Origin of the sequence: Vibrio sp. D404a (assembly GCF_030248535.1) — a bacterium.
Lineage (GTDB): Bacteria > Pseudomonadota > Gammaproteobacteria > Enterobacterales > Vibrionaceae > Vibrio.
On record NZ_JAHGAJ010000017.1, the window covers coordinates 184,390 to 203,265 of the forward strand.

The 18,876-nt window shown below is 47.5% G+C and carries 14 protein-coding genes and 1 pseudogene; 9 read left to right on the forward strand and 6 right to left on the reverse strand.

Translation table 11 applies throughout. The features are described 5' to 3' along the window. Window positions 1-51 precede the first annotated feature (51 nt). From KI655_RS11100 to KI655_RS11110, 3 genes are all read right to left on the reverse strand, one after another. On the reverse strand, window positions 52-672 hold the full coding sequence (locus KI655_RS11100) for a hypothetical protein (protein WP_285404838.1): 621 nt from the start codon (window positions 670-672) through the stop codon (window positions 52-54). 121 nt (window positions 673-793) lie between these two features. Next, window positions 794-1,573: a class I SAM-dependent methyltransferase gene (locus KI655_RS11105; protein ID WP_285404840.1), complete on the reverse strand. Its 780-nt coding sequence runs from the start codon at window positions 1,571-1,573 to the stop codon at window positions 794-796. Between the two features lie 113 nt (window positions 1,574-1,686). Next, window positions 1,687-4,824, reverse strand: a complete 3,138-nt coding sequence (locus KI655_RS11110) for an EAL domain-containing protein (RefSeq protein WP_285404842.1) — start codon at window positions 4,822-4,824, stop codon at window positions 1,687-1,689. A 99-nt stretch (window positions 4,825-4,923) separates the two neighbouring features. On the opposite strand from KI655_RS11110, the gene asnC reads away from it, so the two are divergent. Further along, complete coding sequence (gene asnC / locus KI655_RS11115) at window positions 4,924-5,388, forward strand: transcriptional regulator AsnC (protein WP_261903388.1); 465 nt, start codon at window positions 4,924-4,926, stop codon at window positions 5,386-5,388. Window positions 5,389-5,456: 68 nt separating this feature from the next. On the opposite strand, the gene prlC is transcribed toward asnC, so the two are convergent. After that, the gene (gene prlC / locus KI655_RS11120; RefSeq protein ID WP_285404846.1) at window positions 5,457-7,499 is read right to left on the reverse strand and encodes an oligopeptidase A; all 2,043 of its coding nucleotides are present in this window, start codon (window positions 7,497-7,499) and stop codon (window positions 5,457-5,459) included. A gap of 272 nt (window positions 7,500-7,771) precedes the next feature. Between prlC and KI655_RS11125 the strand changes: the two genes are divergently transcribed. The 4 genes and pseudogenes from KI655_RS11125 to KI655_RS11140 form a co-directional block, all read left to right on the forward strand. Continuing rightward, window positions 7,772-8,611, forward strand: a complete 840-nt coding sequence (locus KI655_RS11125; protein ID WP_285404848.1) for a 23S rRNA (adenine(2030)-N(6))-methyltransferase RlmJ — start codon at window positions 7,772-7,774, stop codon at window positions 8,609-8,611. A 169-nt stretch (window positions 8,612-8,780) separates the two neighbouring features. After that, the gene (locus tag KI655_RS11130; protein WP_285404850.1) at window positions 8,781-9,479 is read left to right on the forward strand and encodes a glutathione S-transferase family protein; all 699 of its coding nucleotides are present in this window, start codon (window positions 8,781-8,783) and stop codon (window positions 9,477-9,479) included. A 229-nt stretch (window positions 9,480-9,708) separates the two neighbouring features. Beyond that, window positions 9,709-11,064, forward strand: coding sequence for a glutathione-disulfide reductase (gene gorA, locus KI655_RS11135; protein WP_261903385.1), 1,356 nt, complete (start codon window positions 9,709-9,711; stop codon window positions 11,062-11,064). 124 nt (window positions 11,065-11,188) lie between these two features. Further along, a pseudogene (locus tag KI655_RS11140) lies at window positions 11,189-11,446 on the forward strand (DUF6482 family protein); the annotation flags it as partial. Window positions 11,447-11,525: 79 nt separating this feature from the next. On the opposite strand, the gene KI655_RS11145 reads toward KI655_RS11140, so the two are convergent. Continuing rightward, complete coding sequence (locus KI655_RS11145) at window positions 11,526-12,767, reverse strand: NADH:ubiquinone reductase (Na(+)-transporting) subunit B (RefSeq protein ID WP_285404852.1); 1,242 nt, start codon at window positions 12,765-12,767, stop codon at window positions 11,526-11,528. A gap of 286 nt (window positions 12,768-13,053) precedes the next feature. Here KI655_RS11145 and KI655_RS11150 point away from each other — a divergent pair, with 286 nt between their 5' ends. Genes KI655_RS11150 through KI655_RS11165 form a run of 4 tightly spaced genes read left to right on the forward strand, consistent with a single transcriptional unit; the run spans window position 13,054 to window position 17,912 of the window. Next, entirely contained in the window at window positions 13,054-14,346 is a 1,293-nt protein-coding gene (locus KI655_RS11150; RefSeq protein WP_285404895.1) for a serine/threonine-protein kinase, read from the forward strand. A 2-nt stretch (window positions 14,347-14,348) separates the two neighbouring features. Beyond that, entirely contained in the window at window positions 14,349-15,785 is a 1,437-nt protein-coding gene (locus tag KI655_RS11155; protein WP_285404854.1) for a chromosome partitioning protein ParA, read from the forward strand. After that, on the forward strand, window positions 15,785-16,357 hold the full coding sequence (locus KI655_RS11160) for an ECF-type sigma factor (RefSeq protein ID WP_285404856.1): 573 nt from the start codon (window positions 15,785-15,787) through the stop codon (window positions 16,355-16,357). The genes KI655_RS11155 and KI655_RS11160 overlap by 1 nt, the downstream gene beginning before the upstream one ends. A 1-nt stretch (window position 16,358) precedes the next feature. Then, on the forward strand, window positions 16,359-17,912 hold the full coding sequence (locus KI655_RS11165; protein ID WP_285404858.1) for a hypothetical protein: 1,554 nt from the start codon (window positions 16,359-16,361) through the stop codon (window positions 17,910-17,912). On the opposite strand, the gene KI655_RS11170 is transcribed toward KI655_RS11165, so the two are convergent. Beyond that, window positions 17,909-18,778 (reverse strand): hypothetical protein, encoded by an 870-nt coding sequence (locus tag KI655_RS11170; protein WP_285404860.1) that lies wholly within the window; start codon window positions 18,776-18,778, stop codon window positions 17,909-17,911. The genes KI655_RS11165 and KI655_RS11170 overlap by 4 nt on opposite strands. Between the last annotated feature and the right edge of the window lie 98 nt (window positions 18,779-18,876).

Genomic DNA, 18,876 nt, shown 5'->3' on the forward strand with positions numbered 1-18,876 from the left:
CCCGAAAACAAAAAGAGCGACCTCATGGTCGCTCTTTTTATTCAATTCGATTTAGTGAATATGGCTCACTTTTACAGCGGTCTTCGCGGCAAGCACGGTGTTATCCACCTTGAGGTTGATACTCTCTAATTGGCTTTGTAGCTTTTGACTCTTTTTGTACAACTTCTGCTGCTTTTTGATCATCTTAGCCAGCTTTTTGTTGTACTTCTTCTGCTTTTTCGCCACTTTCTTCGCGCGCTTCAGCTCGCTTTTATCAAGAAGCTCAGCCGGTGATGATGCCGGCTTATCGACACTCTTCAGGGCTCGCACTTTTTGAACCACAAGCTGCGATTTGTTCTTGGCCGCCGCTGTGCGTGATTGCTCTTTGGAAGCTAGCTCTTTAGAAGATAGCTCTTTAGAAGACAGCTTTTTGGCTGCAAGCTCTTGGCTAAGTGCATTAGCTGGTGCTGCGGTGATTGTTTCAGCCAACAGACCACACGCCGCTTTTTCACTGTCTGGCTTGCTTTGACAACTGGCCGGTGGAATCGCTGCAGGCTTACACAGATTCGCTTTATCAGCAGAAGAACGAGCACACGAGCGACACACAAACTTAGGCTCACTCACTAAACGGTGAATTTCCCCTAGGTGCTCACTAATGTCTCGACGATTTAACTTACAAAAGCGTTTAGCCATGCTACAACTCCAGCTAAGAATAATAATAATTCTTAGTTAGATATACATCTCTAACACGGCTACCGCAAGCAAAAAATGCAGTTTTAGCGTATTTATGACGGAACGTTTTTTAAGCGTCTTGCTAAGTCATTGATGCTTTTACATACACATCAAAACGGTTCTTTTTGGTCTCAATCGCCATACTTGGCTTTTGTTCATCTAACCAAGCCGCATAATCGGGTCTTTTGACCACAACACGCTTTGCCGCCAGCTTCATTGCAGGCTCTAAAAGACCGTCTGCATCAAGATCTGCGCCCACCAAAGATTGGAACACTCGCATCTCTTTCTTAACCAGTGCCGATTTCTTCTTGTTCTCAGGGTGTGGGTACATAGGGTCAAGATAGACCACATCGGGTTGAGCAAACTCTGGATCAGCACTCAGCTTATCAAGCGCATCATGACTCGAGGCATGAATCAAACTCATGCGCTCACTCACCCAACCACCGATATCAGGGTCTTGCTGCGCGCGCTGCAGGCCATCATCGAGCAGAGCAGCAACCACAGGATGTCGCTCAACCATCTGAACCTTGCAGCCCAATGATGCCAACACAAATGCATCACGCCCTAAGCCTGCCGTACCATCGAGTATGGTTGGCGTCGCGCCTTTGTTCAGACCAGCAGCCTTCGCGATCGCTTGCCCCTTACCACCACCAAATTTACGTCGGTGTCCAACGGCTCCGCCTACCAAATCCACAAAGATAGCGCCAAGCTTTGGCTCATCAACTTTACGCAGCTCAAGCCTTTCACTGGTCAACACTAGGGAAAACACACTGTTCTCATCATGAGATAGGTGCCAGCGTGAAGCCAACTCATTGAGGTGGTCGATTTGGTTCGCGTCTTCGCAAATCAGTTGTAGTTGCAAGGTTGTCTCCAGAGGACTCGATGATAAAAAAATAAGGCAACCAGTTTACCTGATTGCCTCATAAATACGTAACTTTGAGATGACTTTCTGTTTTTAGTCAACACGCTCGCTAATTAAAGCACACGCTCTTGTCGTAGCTCTTCCACCAGCTCAGGTAACGGTTTAGGGCGACCTATGATGTAGCCTTGTGCGTAGTTGACCCCAAGCTCGATAAGCTTATCAATGATTTGGGTGTTCTCCACAAACTCAGCCACCGTGTATTTACCCATCTGCTTGGCCAGATCATTGATTGAGCGCACCATCACGTGGTCCATCTCGTTGACATCAATATCACGCACAAACAGACCATCGATTTTAACGATATCCACGGGCAGTTTCTTCAGATAACCAAATGAAGATAAGCCTGAACCAAAGTCATCCAACGCGATCATACAGCCGAGCTCTTTCAAGCGAGTAAAGAACTTAATCGCCTGCTTCATGTTACTCATGGCTGCGGTTTCAGTGATCTCAAGGCAGATCTTGTCACACGGTACCGACGAGCTATCCAGGCTCTCAATCAAGAACTCGACAAACTCACGGTTACCCATCGAGTGACCAGAGAGGTTAATCGAACACATGCCTAACTCGTCGATGACGCCCTGATTCCCTTCCAACCAAGTAAGGGTTTGGCTGACCACCTGACGGTCAATCAAATGGGCGATATTGTAGCGCTCAGAGGCTGGCATGAAGATCCCCGGAGAGATGTACTCGCCTTGATTGTTCTTAATCCGCACCAGTATCTCAAAGTGCATCTTATCGCTCTCTTTTTCGAGCCCAAGAATGCGCTGTGCAAACAGTTCAAGGCGATCATGAGCCAATGCCTCATGCACTAAGTTGACACACTCCATCTCTAAGTGACGACGACGCAGGTCTTCATCATCTTGATGATAAAGGTTATAGCGATTGCGCCCCTCTTCTTTCGCCGCATGACACGCCGCATCCGCTTGAGCGTGCACCATCTGTGGGGAAGCAGCAGTATGATCGATCAAGCGAATACCGATCGAACAAGTCAGGTTGAGGCGAATCTCATCCCACAAGAAGGCATTATCACCCATCATCGCAATGATGCTGCGACACACATTGATTGCGTCGCGTTCAGTACAGTCCTTCAGTAGAACCGCAAACTCATCACCGCCCATTCGCGCGAGTACCGCATTGTAAGGCAGCACGTTCTCAAGCAGGCCAGCGCTGAATAAGATCGCCGCATCCCCAGCTTCATGGCCTGCGGTATCGTTAAGGACCTTTAGCTGGTCTAAGTCAAGGAACAGCATCGCATGGGTACGCATATGACTTTCCACCTCTTTGAGCGCTTTTTGCAGCTCTTGCTCAAAGTGGTTGCGGTTGAAAGTGTGTGTCAGTAAATCGTAACGAGCTTGATATTCCAACTGCTCTGCCAGTTCATGAGTCTCGGTGATGTCCTCACCCACTATCAACAGTTGGTTAGAGTCGACCAATGGACGGATATTCTCTCGAATCCAAATTTTACTGCCATCAGCGTGACGATACTGGATATCACGACGCCATACTCCACGGGATTTATGTTGCGGCTGCAGCAAGATTTGGCGAGGAATCATGGCATTTCGGTCGACGTAAAACTCACGCGGTCGATGCCCTAACAACTCACCCAACGGATAGCCCAATAGCTCCTCAGCAAATTGGTTCACCTGCTGAATACGGTTGTTTTCATCCAACGTAATCATCATCACCGGTTGCTTATCGTAGTAGAGCTTAAGGTTCGCTTCACGTTGGAACAACTTGTTCTCTGCCAGCTTTCTCGAGGTCACGTCACGGGCCTCAAACAAGAACTGACAATCATTAGACTCACTGTCCGGCATTGGCTTAAGAGAGATATCTAGGACAATCACACCTCGTTCGCGACACCATACTTCCGCTTCAAAACGCAGTGATGTCTGAGACTCAGGGTTCATAAAGTACTTATTAAGCGTCTCACTCGCCGAGTCTTCCCAGTGCTTATGCTGATAGATAGGCGTGCCTACTTGGTAACCTTGGTTGTAGAGCAGCTCATGCAACTTGCTGTTACTAGAGAGCAGTACCCCATCGCGGTCGATGATGCCCATAAACTGCAGGCTCTGATCGAATATCGATTCCAACAACAATTGGCTCTTACGGCTGTCGCGTTCGCTCTTTTTGAGGCGATTCAGATAGTAGACTAAGGTGATGATCACACAGCCCATCGCTAAAAACAGCAGGCTTAGCGTGCGAATCTCATCTTGGTAGCGCTCAAAGAAGGGTTGAGGCTTGTTGAAAAAGGTCGCTGAGGTTTCACTCTTGCCACCCAGATCCCAGCGTGTCAACTGTTGATAGTCGAGTTTGATTTCTGCTGCACCCTCAAGAACTGGAGGCAATGTCTGATGTGGGTTTGCCAACACGCGACGCAAGGTACGCCCTGTTTCGCGCCCTTGGCTCAAGCCACTCTGAATCACACCACCAATCGCGCCAAAACCCAAGCCGAGATCGTGCACCATGTAGATCGGCATGCGTGTCAGCTTATTCAGCGTGCGCCAGTCTTCATCACTACTGATGTTGCCGTTCTCATCTCGATAGTAAGCCCAGAAAAGCAAACTCTTCCCCATATCGGCTTGCTGAGAAAAGTCCATCAACTCACGGTAAGATTTGGGCTGAAACTGTTCAATGATGGCCGCATGCTCTGGGTGCTTCTGCAGGTGAAGGTCAACCTGAGCACGAATGGCCTCGCCCGTCACCGAGTAATCAGAAACGATATAGATCTTCTCGGCCATAGGCTGTAAGCGTTGGATTAAGGCGACGTTACTACTTAGATCAATGTCTTCGGTGATCCCGGTGGCATTCAGCCCTTCGATCATTGCTGGCGAATAGTTATTGATGCCACCAAACACCACCAAGGTATCTTTAAGCTCAGGGGCAAGCCTGCGCATCAGGTTAAGCGCATTATTATCGCTGACCACCACCGCCGCAAACTCTTCGTTCGCGAGTTTGGTTCGATAGAGTTGGTAGAGTTTTTCCAGATACTCTTCGCTCTGCGCGCGCTTGCTGTCGAGGTAGACGACGCGATAGGAGATGCCATCACGCTTTAGTTCAGTCGCGAGGCCTTTTTGAAAGTTATCAGTCCAGAAGAAACCTTGATGGTAAGAGTGAACAACCAACACATCTTTTGGTTGAGCCGAAGCCAACAGGCTCCAACCAAGAAGAATAAAAAACAACGAAAATCGCACTAAGCTCACCCTAACATCATACTTGCTGCTAATATTATCACCCTTGGCTATGATGTGTACTCTAGCTATCCCACTTTCACTCGAATTACAGAGGTTTGCATGTCGACTTCAACCGCTCGTCTTGATGATTTAGATCGCGCTATTCTAAAAACACTGATGGAAGACGCTCGCACACCTTATGCAGAGATGGCGAAACAGTTCGATGTCAGCCCTGCCACCATCCATGTGCGCATTGAAAAAATGAAGTCGGCGGAGGTGATCGAGGGTACAGAGGTGGTGGTTAACACCAAGAAGCTTGGCTACGACGTGTGCTGTTTTATCGGAATCAACCTAAATGCGGCCAAAGACTATCACTCCGCTATTGCCAAGCTCAATGCACTCGATGAAGTAGTGGAAGCCTATTACACCACAGGCGCTTACAACATCTTTGTAAAGCTGATGTGTAAATCGATTGAAGAGCTGCAATATGTGTTGATTGATAAGCTGCAGGCGATCGATGAAGTGCAATCAACCGAGACGCTGATCTCGCTGCAAAACCCGATCAATCGCAATGTGAACCCATAGCAAGTCGATAAATTGATACAAAAAGAGCCTCACGATGAGGCTCTTTTTCGATTTTGGCTAAGCCAGGTTTACGCGCTGATGCCCGCATGACGTAGCATGGCATCGATTTGAGGCTCGCGACCACGGAAGCGTTTGAATAGCTCCATAGGTTCTTCGCTGCCACCCATCTCTAGGATGTTGTTCAGGAAGCGTTTACCAGTATCAGTATTGAAGATACCTTCCTCTTCGAACGCAGAGAACGCATCCGCAGACAACACTTCAGCCCATAGGTAGCTGTAGTAACCCGCGCTATAGCCACCCGCAAAGATGTGACCGAAGCTGTGTGAAAAACGGTTCCACTCTAGACTTGGCAGTACCGCGACTTTCGACTTAACATCCGCCAGCGTTTCTAGCACACGTGCACCTACTTCTGGGTCATACGTAGTATGCAGCGTGAAATCGAATAGACCGAACTCAAGCTGGCGCAGAATGAACATCGCCGACTGGAAGTTCTTCGCTGCGAGCATCTTCTCTAGCATCTCTTTTGGTAGTGCTTCACCGGTTTCATAGTGACCAGAGATGAACGCCAACGCCTCTTCTTCCCAGCACCAATTTTCTAGGAACTGGCTTGGTAGCTCAACCGCATCCCAAGGCACGCCGTTGATACCCGAAACCGCGCCCGCTTCCACTTGAGTCAGCATATGGTGAATACCGTGACCAAACTCGTGGAACAGAGTCACGACTTCATCGTGGGTGAACAGTGCAGGCTTATCGCCCACAGGCTTGTTGAAGTTACATGTTAGATACGCAACCGGCGTTTGCAGCTCACCTGCTGCAGTAATACGACGACCACGACAGTCATCCATCCATGCACCACCGCGCTTGTGTTCACGTGCGTATAAATCTAGGTAGAAGCTGCCACGTAGGGTTTCATTGGCATCAAAGATATCAAAGAAGCGTACCGATTCATGCCAAGTATCGACGCCTTCACGCTCTTTAACTGTCATGCCAAACACACGGCTTAGTACTTCAAATAGACCAGATACCGCTTTTGACTCTGGGAAGTAAGGGCGCAGATCTTCATCCGAAATCTCAAATAGGTGCTGTTTCTGTTTCTCGCTGTAGTAAGCGATGTCCCACAGCTCCAATTCAGAGACACCAAACTCCTTCTCTGCGAATTGACGCAGTTCTTCCACTTCGCGCTCACCTTGAGGCTTAGCTTTCACGGCTAGGTCGTTCAAGAAGCCTAGTACCTGATCTGGCGTCTCAGCCATTTTGGTTGCCAGAGACTTCTCACTGTAGGTACCAAACCCAAGCATGCGTGCGATTTCGTGACGCAGCTTAAGCTGTTCCGTAATGATCTCACTGTTGTCCCACTTGCCTGCGTTTGGACCGCGATCCGATGCACGTGTCACGTACGCTTCGTACAACTCTTGGCGTAGCGCTTGGTTGTCACAGTAGGTCATCACTGGAAGGTAAGATGGGATGTCTAGCGTCAGCAGGTAACCCTCTTGCTCTTTGGCTTCTGCGGCGGCTTGCGCGGCGGCTAGTGCAGACTCAGGCATACCCGCTAGCTCTGCCACGTCAGTGATCTGCTTGCTCCAACCCATGGTCGCATCAAGTACGTTGTTTGAGAACTGCGAACCCAGCTCAGACATGCGCTTACTGATCTCACCGTAACGATGCTGCTCATCAGCAGGCAAACCAATGCCCGACAGTTCGAAATCGCGCAGCGCATCGGTAATGGTTTTCTTCTGAGCTTGGCTCAGTGATGCAAATTCATCACTCGCTTTGATCGCTTTGTATGCCTCAAACAAGCCTTTATGTTGACCAACCCAAGTGCCGTACTCAGAAAGCAACGGCAGGCAGCTCTCGTAAGCTTCACGCAGTTCATCGCTGTTCACCACTGAGTTCATATGGCTCACTGGTGACCAAATGCGGCTAAGGCGGTCGTCCACCTCTTCAATAGGTGCCACTAGGTTATCCCAGCTTGGTGAGGTATTACCTTCAAGTACTTGTTCTATCTTATTGCGACACTCTTCAATCACTTGCTCTACCGCTGGCTTAACGTGCGCAGGGGTGATCTGTGAAAACGGTGGTAGGTCCGTGAAGGTTAATAGCGGGTTAGACATATAAACATTCCTTTGGCTTGGAGACTTGTGTCTTATTGTAATCAGGTCGTCTTACAGTATTGAGTTCAATCGACTCATAATTACATGCGAATAGTTATTAAATAGTGTCCATAAGCGCAAATTTCAATAGTAGAACCAATAACTAACCTATCTCCTAGATGACGACACGCTCATTTATGGAAGAATTTCTTGGCGAGTGCGGTATATAATGGAGAGAGAATACCCACCGACACCAACCACACTCTATAGCGAGAGTGTTACGAGAGTTTAATTTGTTAAGTTATCGCCACAGCTTCCACGCGGGTAACCATGCCGATGTGGTTAAGCATATTGTACAAAGCCTTATTCTTAATTCACTGAAGCAGAAGGACAAACCTTTTGTCTATCACGATACCCACTCTGGTGTTGGTCGTTACGACTTAACTCACGAATGGTCGGAAAAGACCGGTGAGTACAAGCAAGGTATTGCTCGTGTATGGGACAAAAAAGATATCCCTGAAGACATTCAGAGCTACCTTGAGTCGATCTCAACGCTGAACAACGGCGATAAGCTGCGCTACTACCCAGGCTCACCACGAGTTGCGCGTGCTCACCTGCGTGAACAAGACCGTATGGTACTGACCGAGCTGCACCCAGCCGATCACCCTCTGCTTGAGCAAGAGTTCCACCGTGATCGTCAGGTGTCTATCTATAAAGAAGATGGTTTCAAGCGACTCAAAGGCAGCCTGCCACCGAAAGAGCGTCGTGGTCTGGTTCTAATCGACCCACCTTACGAGCTGGCGAAAGAGTACCGCGATGTGGTGAACGCAATTTTCCAAAGCCACAAACGCTGGGCAACTGGGATCTACGCGATTTGGTACCCAGTGGTTAACCGCTGCGATATCGAAGATATGATCGAAGGACTAGAAGGCTTAGGCATTCGCAAGATCCTGCAAATCGAACTCGGCGTATCACCAGACACCAATGAACGCGGCATGACAGCTTCGGGCATGATCGTGATTAACCCGCCTTGGAAACTGGAAAGCCAGATGAAAGAGATTCTGCCGTTCCTAAAAGACGCGATTGCGCCAGCAACCGGCCACTGGAAAGTCGACTGGATTGTCCCTGAATAAATCATCTCTAATTTATTCAAATAGAATCAAAAACATAAAAGTGCAGCGAACCTCTCGCTGCACTTTTTCTTTATTAAAAGATAACTTTTTTCGTCTCAGCTTCGTCTTTTCTCAATGACCTTCGTCTTATGGGTGTAAGTAAATTAATTCTTAGAGTGAGAAAGACCCGATGATTAAAGTTATCAGCTTCAAAATTTGCCCATTTGTCCAACGTGTCACTGCAGCGCTAGAAGCAAAACAGATCCCATACGAGATTGAGTACATCAGCCTCAAAGACAAGCCACAATGGTTCCTCGATATTTCGCCAAACGGACAAGTGCCAGTGATGGTGACTGAATCAGGCACAGCACTGTTTGAGTCAGATGCGATCATTGAGTACATCGAGGATGAATTTGGTCCACTTGAGCAAGGCGTGACTAACGAACAACGCGCCCTAGACCGAGCTTGGAGCTACCTAGGTTCAAAGCACTACCTACCTCAATGCGGCACTATGGGCAGTAAAGATAAGCAAACCTTCGAAGAGCGTGCAGAGAAGCTGATCAAGGCATTCCAAAAAGCAGAAGATCAGTTATCAGGTGATACCAAATTCTTCAAATCTGATGAACTAAGCAATGTTGATATGGCGTGGCTGCCTCTGCTGCACCGAGCAGACATTGTTAAAGCGCACTCTGGTTATGACTTCCTATGTGGTCTACCGAAGATGCAGGCGTGGCAAAAGAACATCCTAGAGTCAGGGCTAGTTGAGAAAACCGTATCAGAAGATTTCGTCAAACTGTTCAGCGATTTCTACCTCACCAACACCTACCTAGCCGACGGTAAAGATATACAAGCCCAGACAGGTTGCGGTTCAAACAACTGCTGTGGCTAAACTTTCCTTCTGGATCGACAAAGCGGAGTGATGGCTTATTCCGCTTTGTTGCTGTCTCATCGCTATTTGTCATAAGCAATGTCACTTTTTCCCATTTAGTAAATTGCTAGACTCGATTTATGATAGCAGCATAGGATAGGTAACAATTCATGTTGATAGCGTTGAGTTCACTCAGACGCACCCCAATGTAATTGTTATCAACAAAATTAATAAGCTCTTGGAGAAAGTAATGGCGACTCATTTTGATTATATCTGTATCGGCGGTGGTTCTGGCGGTATCGCATCAGCAAACCGTGCAGCAATGTACGGCGCAAAGGTTGCACTTATCGAAGCACAAGACCTAGGCGGCACATGTGTAAACGTTGGCTGTGTTCCTAAAAAGGTAATGTGGCACGGTGCTCAAGTTGCAGAAGCGATGAACCTGTACGCAGAAGACTACGGCTTCGATGTGGATGTAAAAGGCTTCGATTGGAGCAAACTGGTTGAGAGCCGCCAAGCTTATATTGGTCGTATCCACCAATCTTACGACCGTGTTCTAGGCAATAACAAAGTTAACGTGATTAAAGGCTTTGCTAAGTTTGTTGACGAGAAAACGGTTGAAGTAAACGGTGAACACTACACAGCGGATCACATCCTGATCGCAGTGGGTGGTCGTCCAACTATTCCAAACATTCCAGGCGCTGAGTACGGCATTGATTCAAACGGCTTCTTCGATCTAGCTGAGCAACCAAAGCGCGTTGCAGTTATCGGTGCAGGCTACATCGCGGTTGAAATCGCAGGCGTTCTGCATGCACTAGGCACAGAAACACACCTATTCTGCCGTAAAGAGTCTCCACTACGTAGCTTCGACCCAATGATCATCGAGACCTTGGTTGAAGTAATGGATGCGGAAGGTCCAACGCTGCACACTCACTCTGTACCAAAAGAAGTGGTTAAAGAAGCAGATGGCAGCCTAACTCTGCACCTAGAAAACGGTGAAAGCCAAAACGTTGATACCCTAATCTGGGCTATCGGTCGTCACCCTGCGACGGATGCAATCAACCTAGCATCAACAGGCGTAGAGACGAACGATCGCGGCTACATCAAAGTAGACGAGTACCAAACAACTAACGTTCCTGGCATCTACTGTGTGGGTGACATCATGGAAGGCGGTATCGAGCTAACGCCAGTTGCGGTTAAAGCGGGTCGTCAGCTTTCTGAGCGCCTATTCAACGGTAAAACCAACGCGAAGATGGACTACGATCTTGTTCCTACTGTTGTATTCAGCCACCCACCAATCGGCACCATTGGTCTAACGACTCAAGAAGCAGAAGAGAAATACGGCAAAGACAACATCAAGGTTTACACGTCTGGCTTCACTGCAATGTACACAGCAGTAACCAAACACCGTCAACCTTGTAAGATGAAGCTAGTATGTGCTGGCGAAGAAGAAACGGTTGTTGGCCTACACGGCATCGGTTTCACTGTTGACGAGATGATCCAAGGCTTCGGCGTAGCAATGAAGATGGGCGCAACCAAAGCAGACTTCGACTCTGTTGTGGCTATCCACCCTACTGGTTCGGAAGAATTCGTTACCATGCGATAATCGCATAAGCGACATTATCTAACGATTAAGAAAGCAGACTCCGGTCTGCTTTTTTTGTGCCCGCTCTGAACTTTGCTCAAAATTTCAACGTAACAGACAAAGATTTCCTCTTAACGAAACATCGGAGTGTGTTATGAACCTACTGATTGAATCTTTTGAAGGCGGCATCTACCTTGCTTATCAAGTCACAGACCATAACCGTCGACTGGTGATGGACAGTGACCACCATCCGAAAAAGTTTATGAGCCTTAACCAAGTGCGTGATCACTTCAACGACCAATCAATCACGTCAGCGACCCTGATTCATAACAGCGCTTACGACGAAATGTGTGGTGAGCAGTGTGGCAGCGATATGCCACTCAGCGTTGACCTAAGATGGTGATTACCTATCCATTGCACAACAATCCAATTGAAAAGAGGACTTGTCAGTAAGTCCTCTTTTTTGGCCTAAGCTTTTCTCTCTAACGCACCATGCGTCTATTTCTGCGCTTAATGTTGCCCTCACGGACGATGAAATCAAACAGCGGCGCAAACAGATTGGCAAACAGTATTGCGAGCATAATGCCTTCTGGATAGGCCGGATTGAGCACCCGAATTCCTATCGTCATTACGCCGATCAGAATACCGTAAGCCCACTTCCCTTTATTAGTAAAGGCGGCAGATACTGGGTCGGTCGCCATAAAGAACGTACCAAAGGCCACGCCACCGACAACAAAGTGCCAATAGAAAGGCATCGAGAACATCGCGTTGGTATCAGAACCAATCCAGTTGAGTAACGTTGACGTCGCTGCCAGACCAACAACAACCCCGGCTACGATCCGCCAAGAAGCTATCTTCATCGCAATCAGCGCCAAGCCGCTCAAGATGATCAGCATGGATGACACCTCACCCATTGAGCCCGGTATATTACCGATGAAGGCATCCATCCAAGAGATCGGTGCGCCTGTCATGTTGTTGACCAAGGCACTGCTTCCCCCTTCATACCATTGGCTCAAAGGAGTCGCGCCAGAATAGCCATCGGCAGCCACCCATACGAGACCACCAGACATATTGGCAGGGTAAGCAAAATAGAGGAACGCGCGCCCCGCAAGAGCTGGGTTGAGGAAGTTACGCCCTGTGCCACCAAAAATCTCTTTAGCGACCACGATACCAAAGGTGATGCCGAGTGCGGCCTGCCACAATGGGATGGTCGGTGGCAGGATCAAAGCGAACAACACTGAGCTAACAAAAAAGCCCTCGTTTACTTCATGCTTACGCACTATAGCAAACAACACCTCCCAGAAGCCCCCGACAACAAACACCGTAGCGTAGACAGGTAAGAAATAGAGCGCGCCGAGCCACATCTGACTGCCCCAGCCACTGGAGATTAGCCCCTCGGCACTGCCAAAGGCCCACGCTAGCCGCCAACTGCTGTCTATGATGGACGCCAGCTCGGCTCCAGAATAGGTCGCCGTTAGCCCCATGACTGCTTGATGACCGACGTTGTACATCCCCCAAAACATCGCGGGAAATGTTGCCAACCACACCATGATCATAATGCGCTTGAGATCAATACTATCTCGAACGTGGGTTAACCCCTTATTCACATGCCCAGGGGTGTAGAATATTGTCGCTGCTGCTTCGTAAAGTGGATAAAACCTCTCGTATTTGCCACCCGCTTCAAAGCGAGGTGACACCCCGTCTAACCATTTTTTCAAACTCATAGCTCTTCAACCTTCTTTGTGAGAGACATAGGTTTTACGAATCAGAAGCCAAAACAGAGCATTTTCTAATTTCCTCACATAGTTTGCATCAGCTCACAAAATGATTGATGAGCTATTAATCAACAAGTTATAAGTTCGAGCCATTCACTCATTTTTTGATATGTAATTGACAAAAATGTCGAAAAAACATCGAGAACTCTTATAGAATGCTGGCACTATAAAAGAAATAACAAGATCAGTTGTGCAAAATAAAAGCAGTGGCTCCACTGAGGTTTTCTATCACCTCATGGATCTGTCCGATGAAGAAAAAAGTCTTTATCTAAAACGATTAAAGAAAGAGCAACCCGGCTTATATCAGCAAGTTCTTCCCTTAATCAATGAAGGGCGTTCAGAGCAGATCACATCGCTGTTCGGCTTTCACGCGCAACAAGCCACAGAAACAGAACTCAACCTCACTGATACACTGGTGGATAAGTACCAGATCTCGCACGAGTTAGGTCGTGGTGGTATGGGCATCGTCTATGCTGCTAGCCGAGCTGATAGAACCTTCGAGCAAGACCTTGCGGTTAAGTTCATTCAACCGGCACTTTCCCATATTTTAGGTGAGCACGCGCTTTTCCAAGAAGCCCAGCTACTGGCACACCTCAACCACCCTTGTATTGCCAAAGTGTTTGATGGTGGCGTGTATCAAGAATCGGTCTACATCGTGATGGAGCGTGTAGACGGGGAAACGCTCTCTCTGCACCTGCAAAATCGTTCGTTGAGTGAAAAGCAAAAGCTTAACCTCTTCAAAGAGATCTGTTCTGCTATCGAACACGCACACCAACAACAAGTGCTGCACGCCGATCTCAAGCCAGAAAACATCTTAATCGATCCACTGGGCTCACCTAAGATTCTGGATTTCAACCTGACACAAAAGGTAAAGCAGCCAACGCCAAGCCAAGACACAGATACTTCTCTGCTGACGGCCTACAGCAAAGCCTACGCCAGTCCAGAGCAGGCCGCAGGACAATACTTAACGCAGCAAAGTGATATCTATTCGCTGGGTAAGATTTTAGCCCTGATCTTCGATGATACATCGAACCTCGACATTGACCTGATTGTAGAAAAGGCCACACATCATGAACCGTACCGACGCTACGCCAGTGTCGGGGAGTTGCGCCAAGATATTGTTCGTATTTTAGAGTGTCGTCCAATCTCCATGAGAGAAAAACATCCGTTTCACTCTTTATCCAAGCTACTCAAACGTCGCCCAGTACAAAGTGCATTAACCATCTTGTTACTGCTATCTGGCACGGCGTTTTCGACGGCAATATTCAATAAGAATTTGCAGCTGCAAAAAGAGAAGCAAGTCGCAGAAGAGATGATGTATGAGGTGACGAGCCTGCTGTTTCACGCAAAAGGCAGTGACGCTGCAAAAATGTCTGTCGGCACCATGCTTGAACTTACACGACGTCGAATATTATCGAATCCGGACTTACCCAAAGACGTTAAGCAAAAAATGCTGTTGGCGATGCTCACGCCAGCACCAGAAAAGTCCGTAACCAATAAAAACACAAAGAAGTCATCCAATAACTGATTATGAAAAAAGTCCTTCTACCGCTTATCGCGTTATGCACGACCAGCCTGACTATCCAAGCAGACGATAGCAAACCTTTGACGGGGTACTTCATTGATTCTCCCGTCTCTGGACTTTATTACGAGACCAGCTCCAACCTCTCGGGCACCACAGATAAAGGGGCGTTCCAGTACAACTCTGGCGACATCGTTAGCTTTTTTATCGGTACTGATAACTCTGGCTATCTGCTCACGACTCTCTCTGGTCAAGAGGTGATCACACCAACCCTGTCATCGACACGCCCAAGCCGCAGCATCAACATGACGCGCTTACTGCTGTCGCTCGATGATACCCCGGAGCACCGTGATGAAATTATCTTGGCAAGTAAGGTGTTGTCTGACGTTGAGTTTCAGAAAAAACTTAAGAACCTCGATTTAAGCTATTTAGATGCCAAAGACCTCGGCATTGACCTTGTTTCGGTCAAAGAGGCCGCCGAGCACCTGAATCAGAGTCAGGAATACATCAAGAACAACTTCGCTTCTGAAGAGGTCATTTTTTCGCCAAAAGACAAAGTGCTGCACAACATCATCATCGCTAAGAAAGACTACGCGGGACGTGCGTGTTTTTACGATCTCGCTCATCATGCTAACCCAAAATATAAGGGCCCAATCGGTGAGCTAAGCTATCAAATTACAGACAGCGAGCTGATTCAATTCCCAGGAACGGGTGATTACTTTAACGGCTGTACCCTGCGCCCTTACTACACACCTCAAGAAATCATCCGTGAGCCATTATCCGTTGGCGATGGTTGGACAGGCTTTACCAGTTGCGCACAAACGGGTTGTACTCGCCACGATCTCAGCGGTTTCTCGATTGAAGATTACGACGACGAAGGCGATTGGAAATATCGAACCGTAGCACTGGATTTTGATACCGAGACAGAGCTGTTGATGGAAAAGACTCAAGGCTTAGGTCAAACAGAGCAGATCCGACACGCCAATAAGGGGGAGATGATCTGGTTTACTTACACCAATGAGCGCGGTAACGACATCCCTTATGAAGGCATCTGGCAGCATACTCAATATCAGCACGCCGACATCATCACCGAATGCCTGTTGATCAAAGATCAACGCATTCTATTGGGACCTAGTGATGTAGAAGCCTGTCCGACGAACCACCAGCAATACACGCAGGACATCACTGAAAAGTTTGGCGACATGTGGTGGCTAGCCAATGCCAAGCCAACGGCCTCGCTTGCTCAAATGAATGTCACGGTGCGCTGGTATGACTCAGTCCCTCAACAACATTTTACCGCTTGGGAGTACCTACCTGCAGGGAAAAATTGGGACCAAGGCATCCTCTACAGATTCAAACAAAAAATTTCGCTAAATCCAGATAAATCTCATAATATCAGCACCCTATCTGTTTCTGAGTTTACTAAAGTGAGGTCTAACAGCTAATGGCAACTGCAACTCCAGATATCACACAGATCATCCACCAATGGCAATCCGGCAACAAAAGCGCCGAAGCAGACTTGTACCAATTCGCCTACCTGCAGCTTCGTCAGATCGCTCAACAAGAGCGCAGTCGCAGCGCACAAAAGTATGGCACCGACAATCAAGTCATCAGCGATAGCATGAACAGCACCACCGCGTTGATTCACGATGCCTACTTGAAAATGTCGTCTTCAGACTTGCAGTCGATCGAGAATAAAAAAGATTTCTTTTTAATGGCGGCCAAAGTGATGCGCCAAATCCTGATCGACAATGCTCGCCATCTTCAAGCGCAAAAACGTCAGCAAATGACGATGTTGAGTGACAATGAAGGGGACAAATTTGAACAGTTTATGATGATGGACAAAGCCATAGACAGCTTCAGTATCCACTACCCGCGTCAGTCTCAGGCTCTAAAACTTAAATACTTGATGGGTATGCGTAATCGCGAGATCAGCGAACTCTTAGAGTGCAGCGCCAGTTTGATTGAAAAAGATCTCAAGTTCTCTCGTTGTTGGCTACAAAGCAAATTGGTTTAAGATGAAAAAGCGTCTCTGTTTATTGGTTGTCACTGGCTGTGGAGCATTAACTTTTATGCCACCATGGCTTGCCTCAAAAGAAGTGGGCTCAGTCAATGTTGTGAGCAATGAGTCGGTTCCCTTACTCACCTCACCCACTACGAGTCTTCAATCGCATCAAGCTGAAACGGATCAAAGGCAACAAAATGCCACAGGCTCTGATGCTCTGATAAAAAGCAGAGCGGAACAATCGCTCTCAGACGTGACGATCCCATTTGTACCAGTTGAACAGTACAGCGAGCCAGTCACAATGCTCTCTGACAATCAGAATATCGAGACGCAGACATTGGTCGTTGCAGATCAAAAAGACCGTGCCGATCGTAACCAGAAACCACAAGTCAATCCGGCAGTTCAACAGAGTATTCAACACGAAATCAATCAATGGTCTTTTACTGAAAACTCTCCGATTAATTACTCGATTGATGTTACGGGCCTATTCGAAGACCCTGATGATGACTTGCTGACAACACAAATTGCTGTCAATCATCCCAAGTTTTCTGTTTCAAATCTCGGAGGAAGAACCAGCATCCAAGGCACCCCGAAAGTTGGAGAAGCGCCGACTCAGCTGATCGCTCGAGCCAAAGATGATTATCACGGCTCAGAAGAGAGCGCTTGGGTTACCACCAGCTTTTCCCTTCCTTCCATGTCTTCAGGCTTAGAGGAAGATGGCTTACACCCTTTGATTGGGGAAACTTGGTATCGACTGGAAACCAACCATCAATTTGCAGGCAAGACGTACAACTATGAAAAGGTCTACTGCGAAGCCTTTAAGTTCATCAATGACGAGGTGTTCTTTGCCTCTTCAAGCAATCTGACCACCTGCCCAAGTGAGCATGAGTTGCGTAAAGTAGGAGGATATCATGTCAATGGCGACAGCTTAGTTGTCTCTAGCAATCAATCTATTTTTGACACCGACATGCGCTGGAAAATTTTAGAGACCTACCCAAGTCACCCTACATTCGCGACTGCTCATGTAACGCAAGTCAAAATGGGCAATGAGTATGAAACTTATACGGTTGCCTCGAAAGCACAAATAGAGCAACGCATTAACACCATCACCGGGCTAGAAGCTCTGCAAATGACAATGCAGAACTATATGTATCTTGCGAACGATGGTCGGTACTATCTCGGCTGGTATGGCATGCATATTGGTAATTACCAACTACATGACCCTGATTGGCCAGATGAGATGGATGGCGACCTCAATATACAATCCTACAGCACAACCATAGTTTGCAAAGATGTCCTCAATAAGTTTGATTTCTTTTCAATAGGCGGACAGGGCTTGTACGGTGATGTGATTGGATACACCGTTAGTGAAAAGCTCGCTCCCATAGAGTGTGCTGAACAACCAATAAACAACCTTCAATATTCTTACCTAGATGTTGATTTCTTCGACCATGACGACTTCAAGCATGGAGAAGTCTTCAGCATTATCCTTCGTCCAAAAGCGGAGTGGCGCCATAAAGTCGAAGAGATCAAACTCAATGTAAAATTCTTAGGTCCCGATGGTTAAAAGTTCCACAGAGCCTGCAGGCCGGTACTGAACGTGTAAGTATCGGCTTCGGGAAGTGTGGCATTCTTCTGCTCGGTGACATAGTCCGTACACTTACCATCGACCATAGTTTTACAATAAGTGGTCGTGACAGTTTCAGTGTCAGATTGGAAGCGTTTCTCGTAGCCAAACATGGCATACCAGCCTAAATGCAAACCCGGGGTCACTTCATAGCTTACTGTACCTTCCACTGCCGCTCGGTAGCCAAAGTCGTAGAAATTAACATCCTCAAATTGTGTATTCGAAGTAACACTCCAGATCGGCAGACCAAAAGTCGCTTTACCACTGATGTGCCACTTATCACTCAAGTAAAGACTACCATCATCATAAGCTAACCCGACGTCCATAAAGATGTCCGTCGAGGTCTCTTCCCAGGTACCGTAGAAATACTTGTTACCCTCTTGGGTGTAATTCTTCACACCATAGCGAGTGAAGGTTTGATAGGTCAGCGAGGGGCCGCCAATCACGCGCCAGTTATCTTTGAACTTGTAATGAAGCTGGATGTTTGTGGCTGTCTTCAGATACTCCAACTGGTTGTTCTGCTGCAGAGCGCCGCCATTATTCCAATCTTCTGTCGAGTTCTGTGGAGAGAAAGAGGCCAATGCATCCACTGAGAAGTCAAAGTCCTGATTGACGTAGTACAAACCACCAGAGTTTAAGACAGGGTTTGTTACGGTTACTTCCGAGGTAAGCCCTCCATAAAACTCTTGATAAGTGACGTTTTCAACCCCTACCGTAAAGTACGAGTAGCTGTATTTATCACTCACACTTGCCTCTTGAGCTACCACAGAAAAGGGCAGCAAAGACAAACCAATCCATTTTTTCATTTCTAATTATCCACCAAGCCAATTTTGGGCTGCATGCTATTGAAATTGGAAATCGATTTGAAGAGCGCTCAAGCAAATAAAATTCAAATAAATTTTAC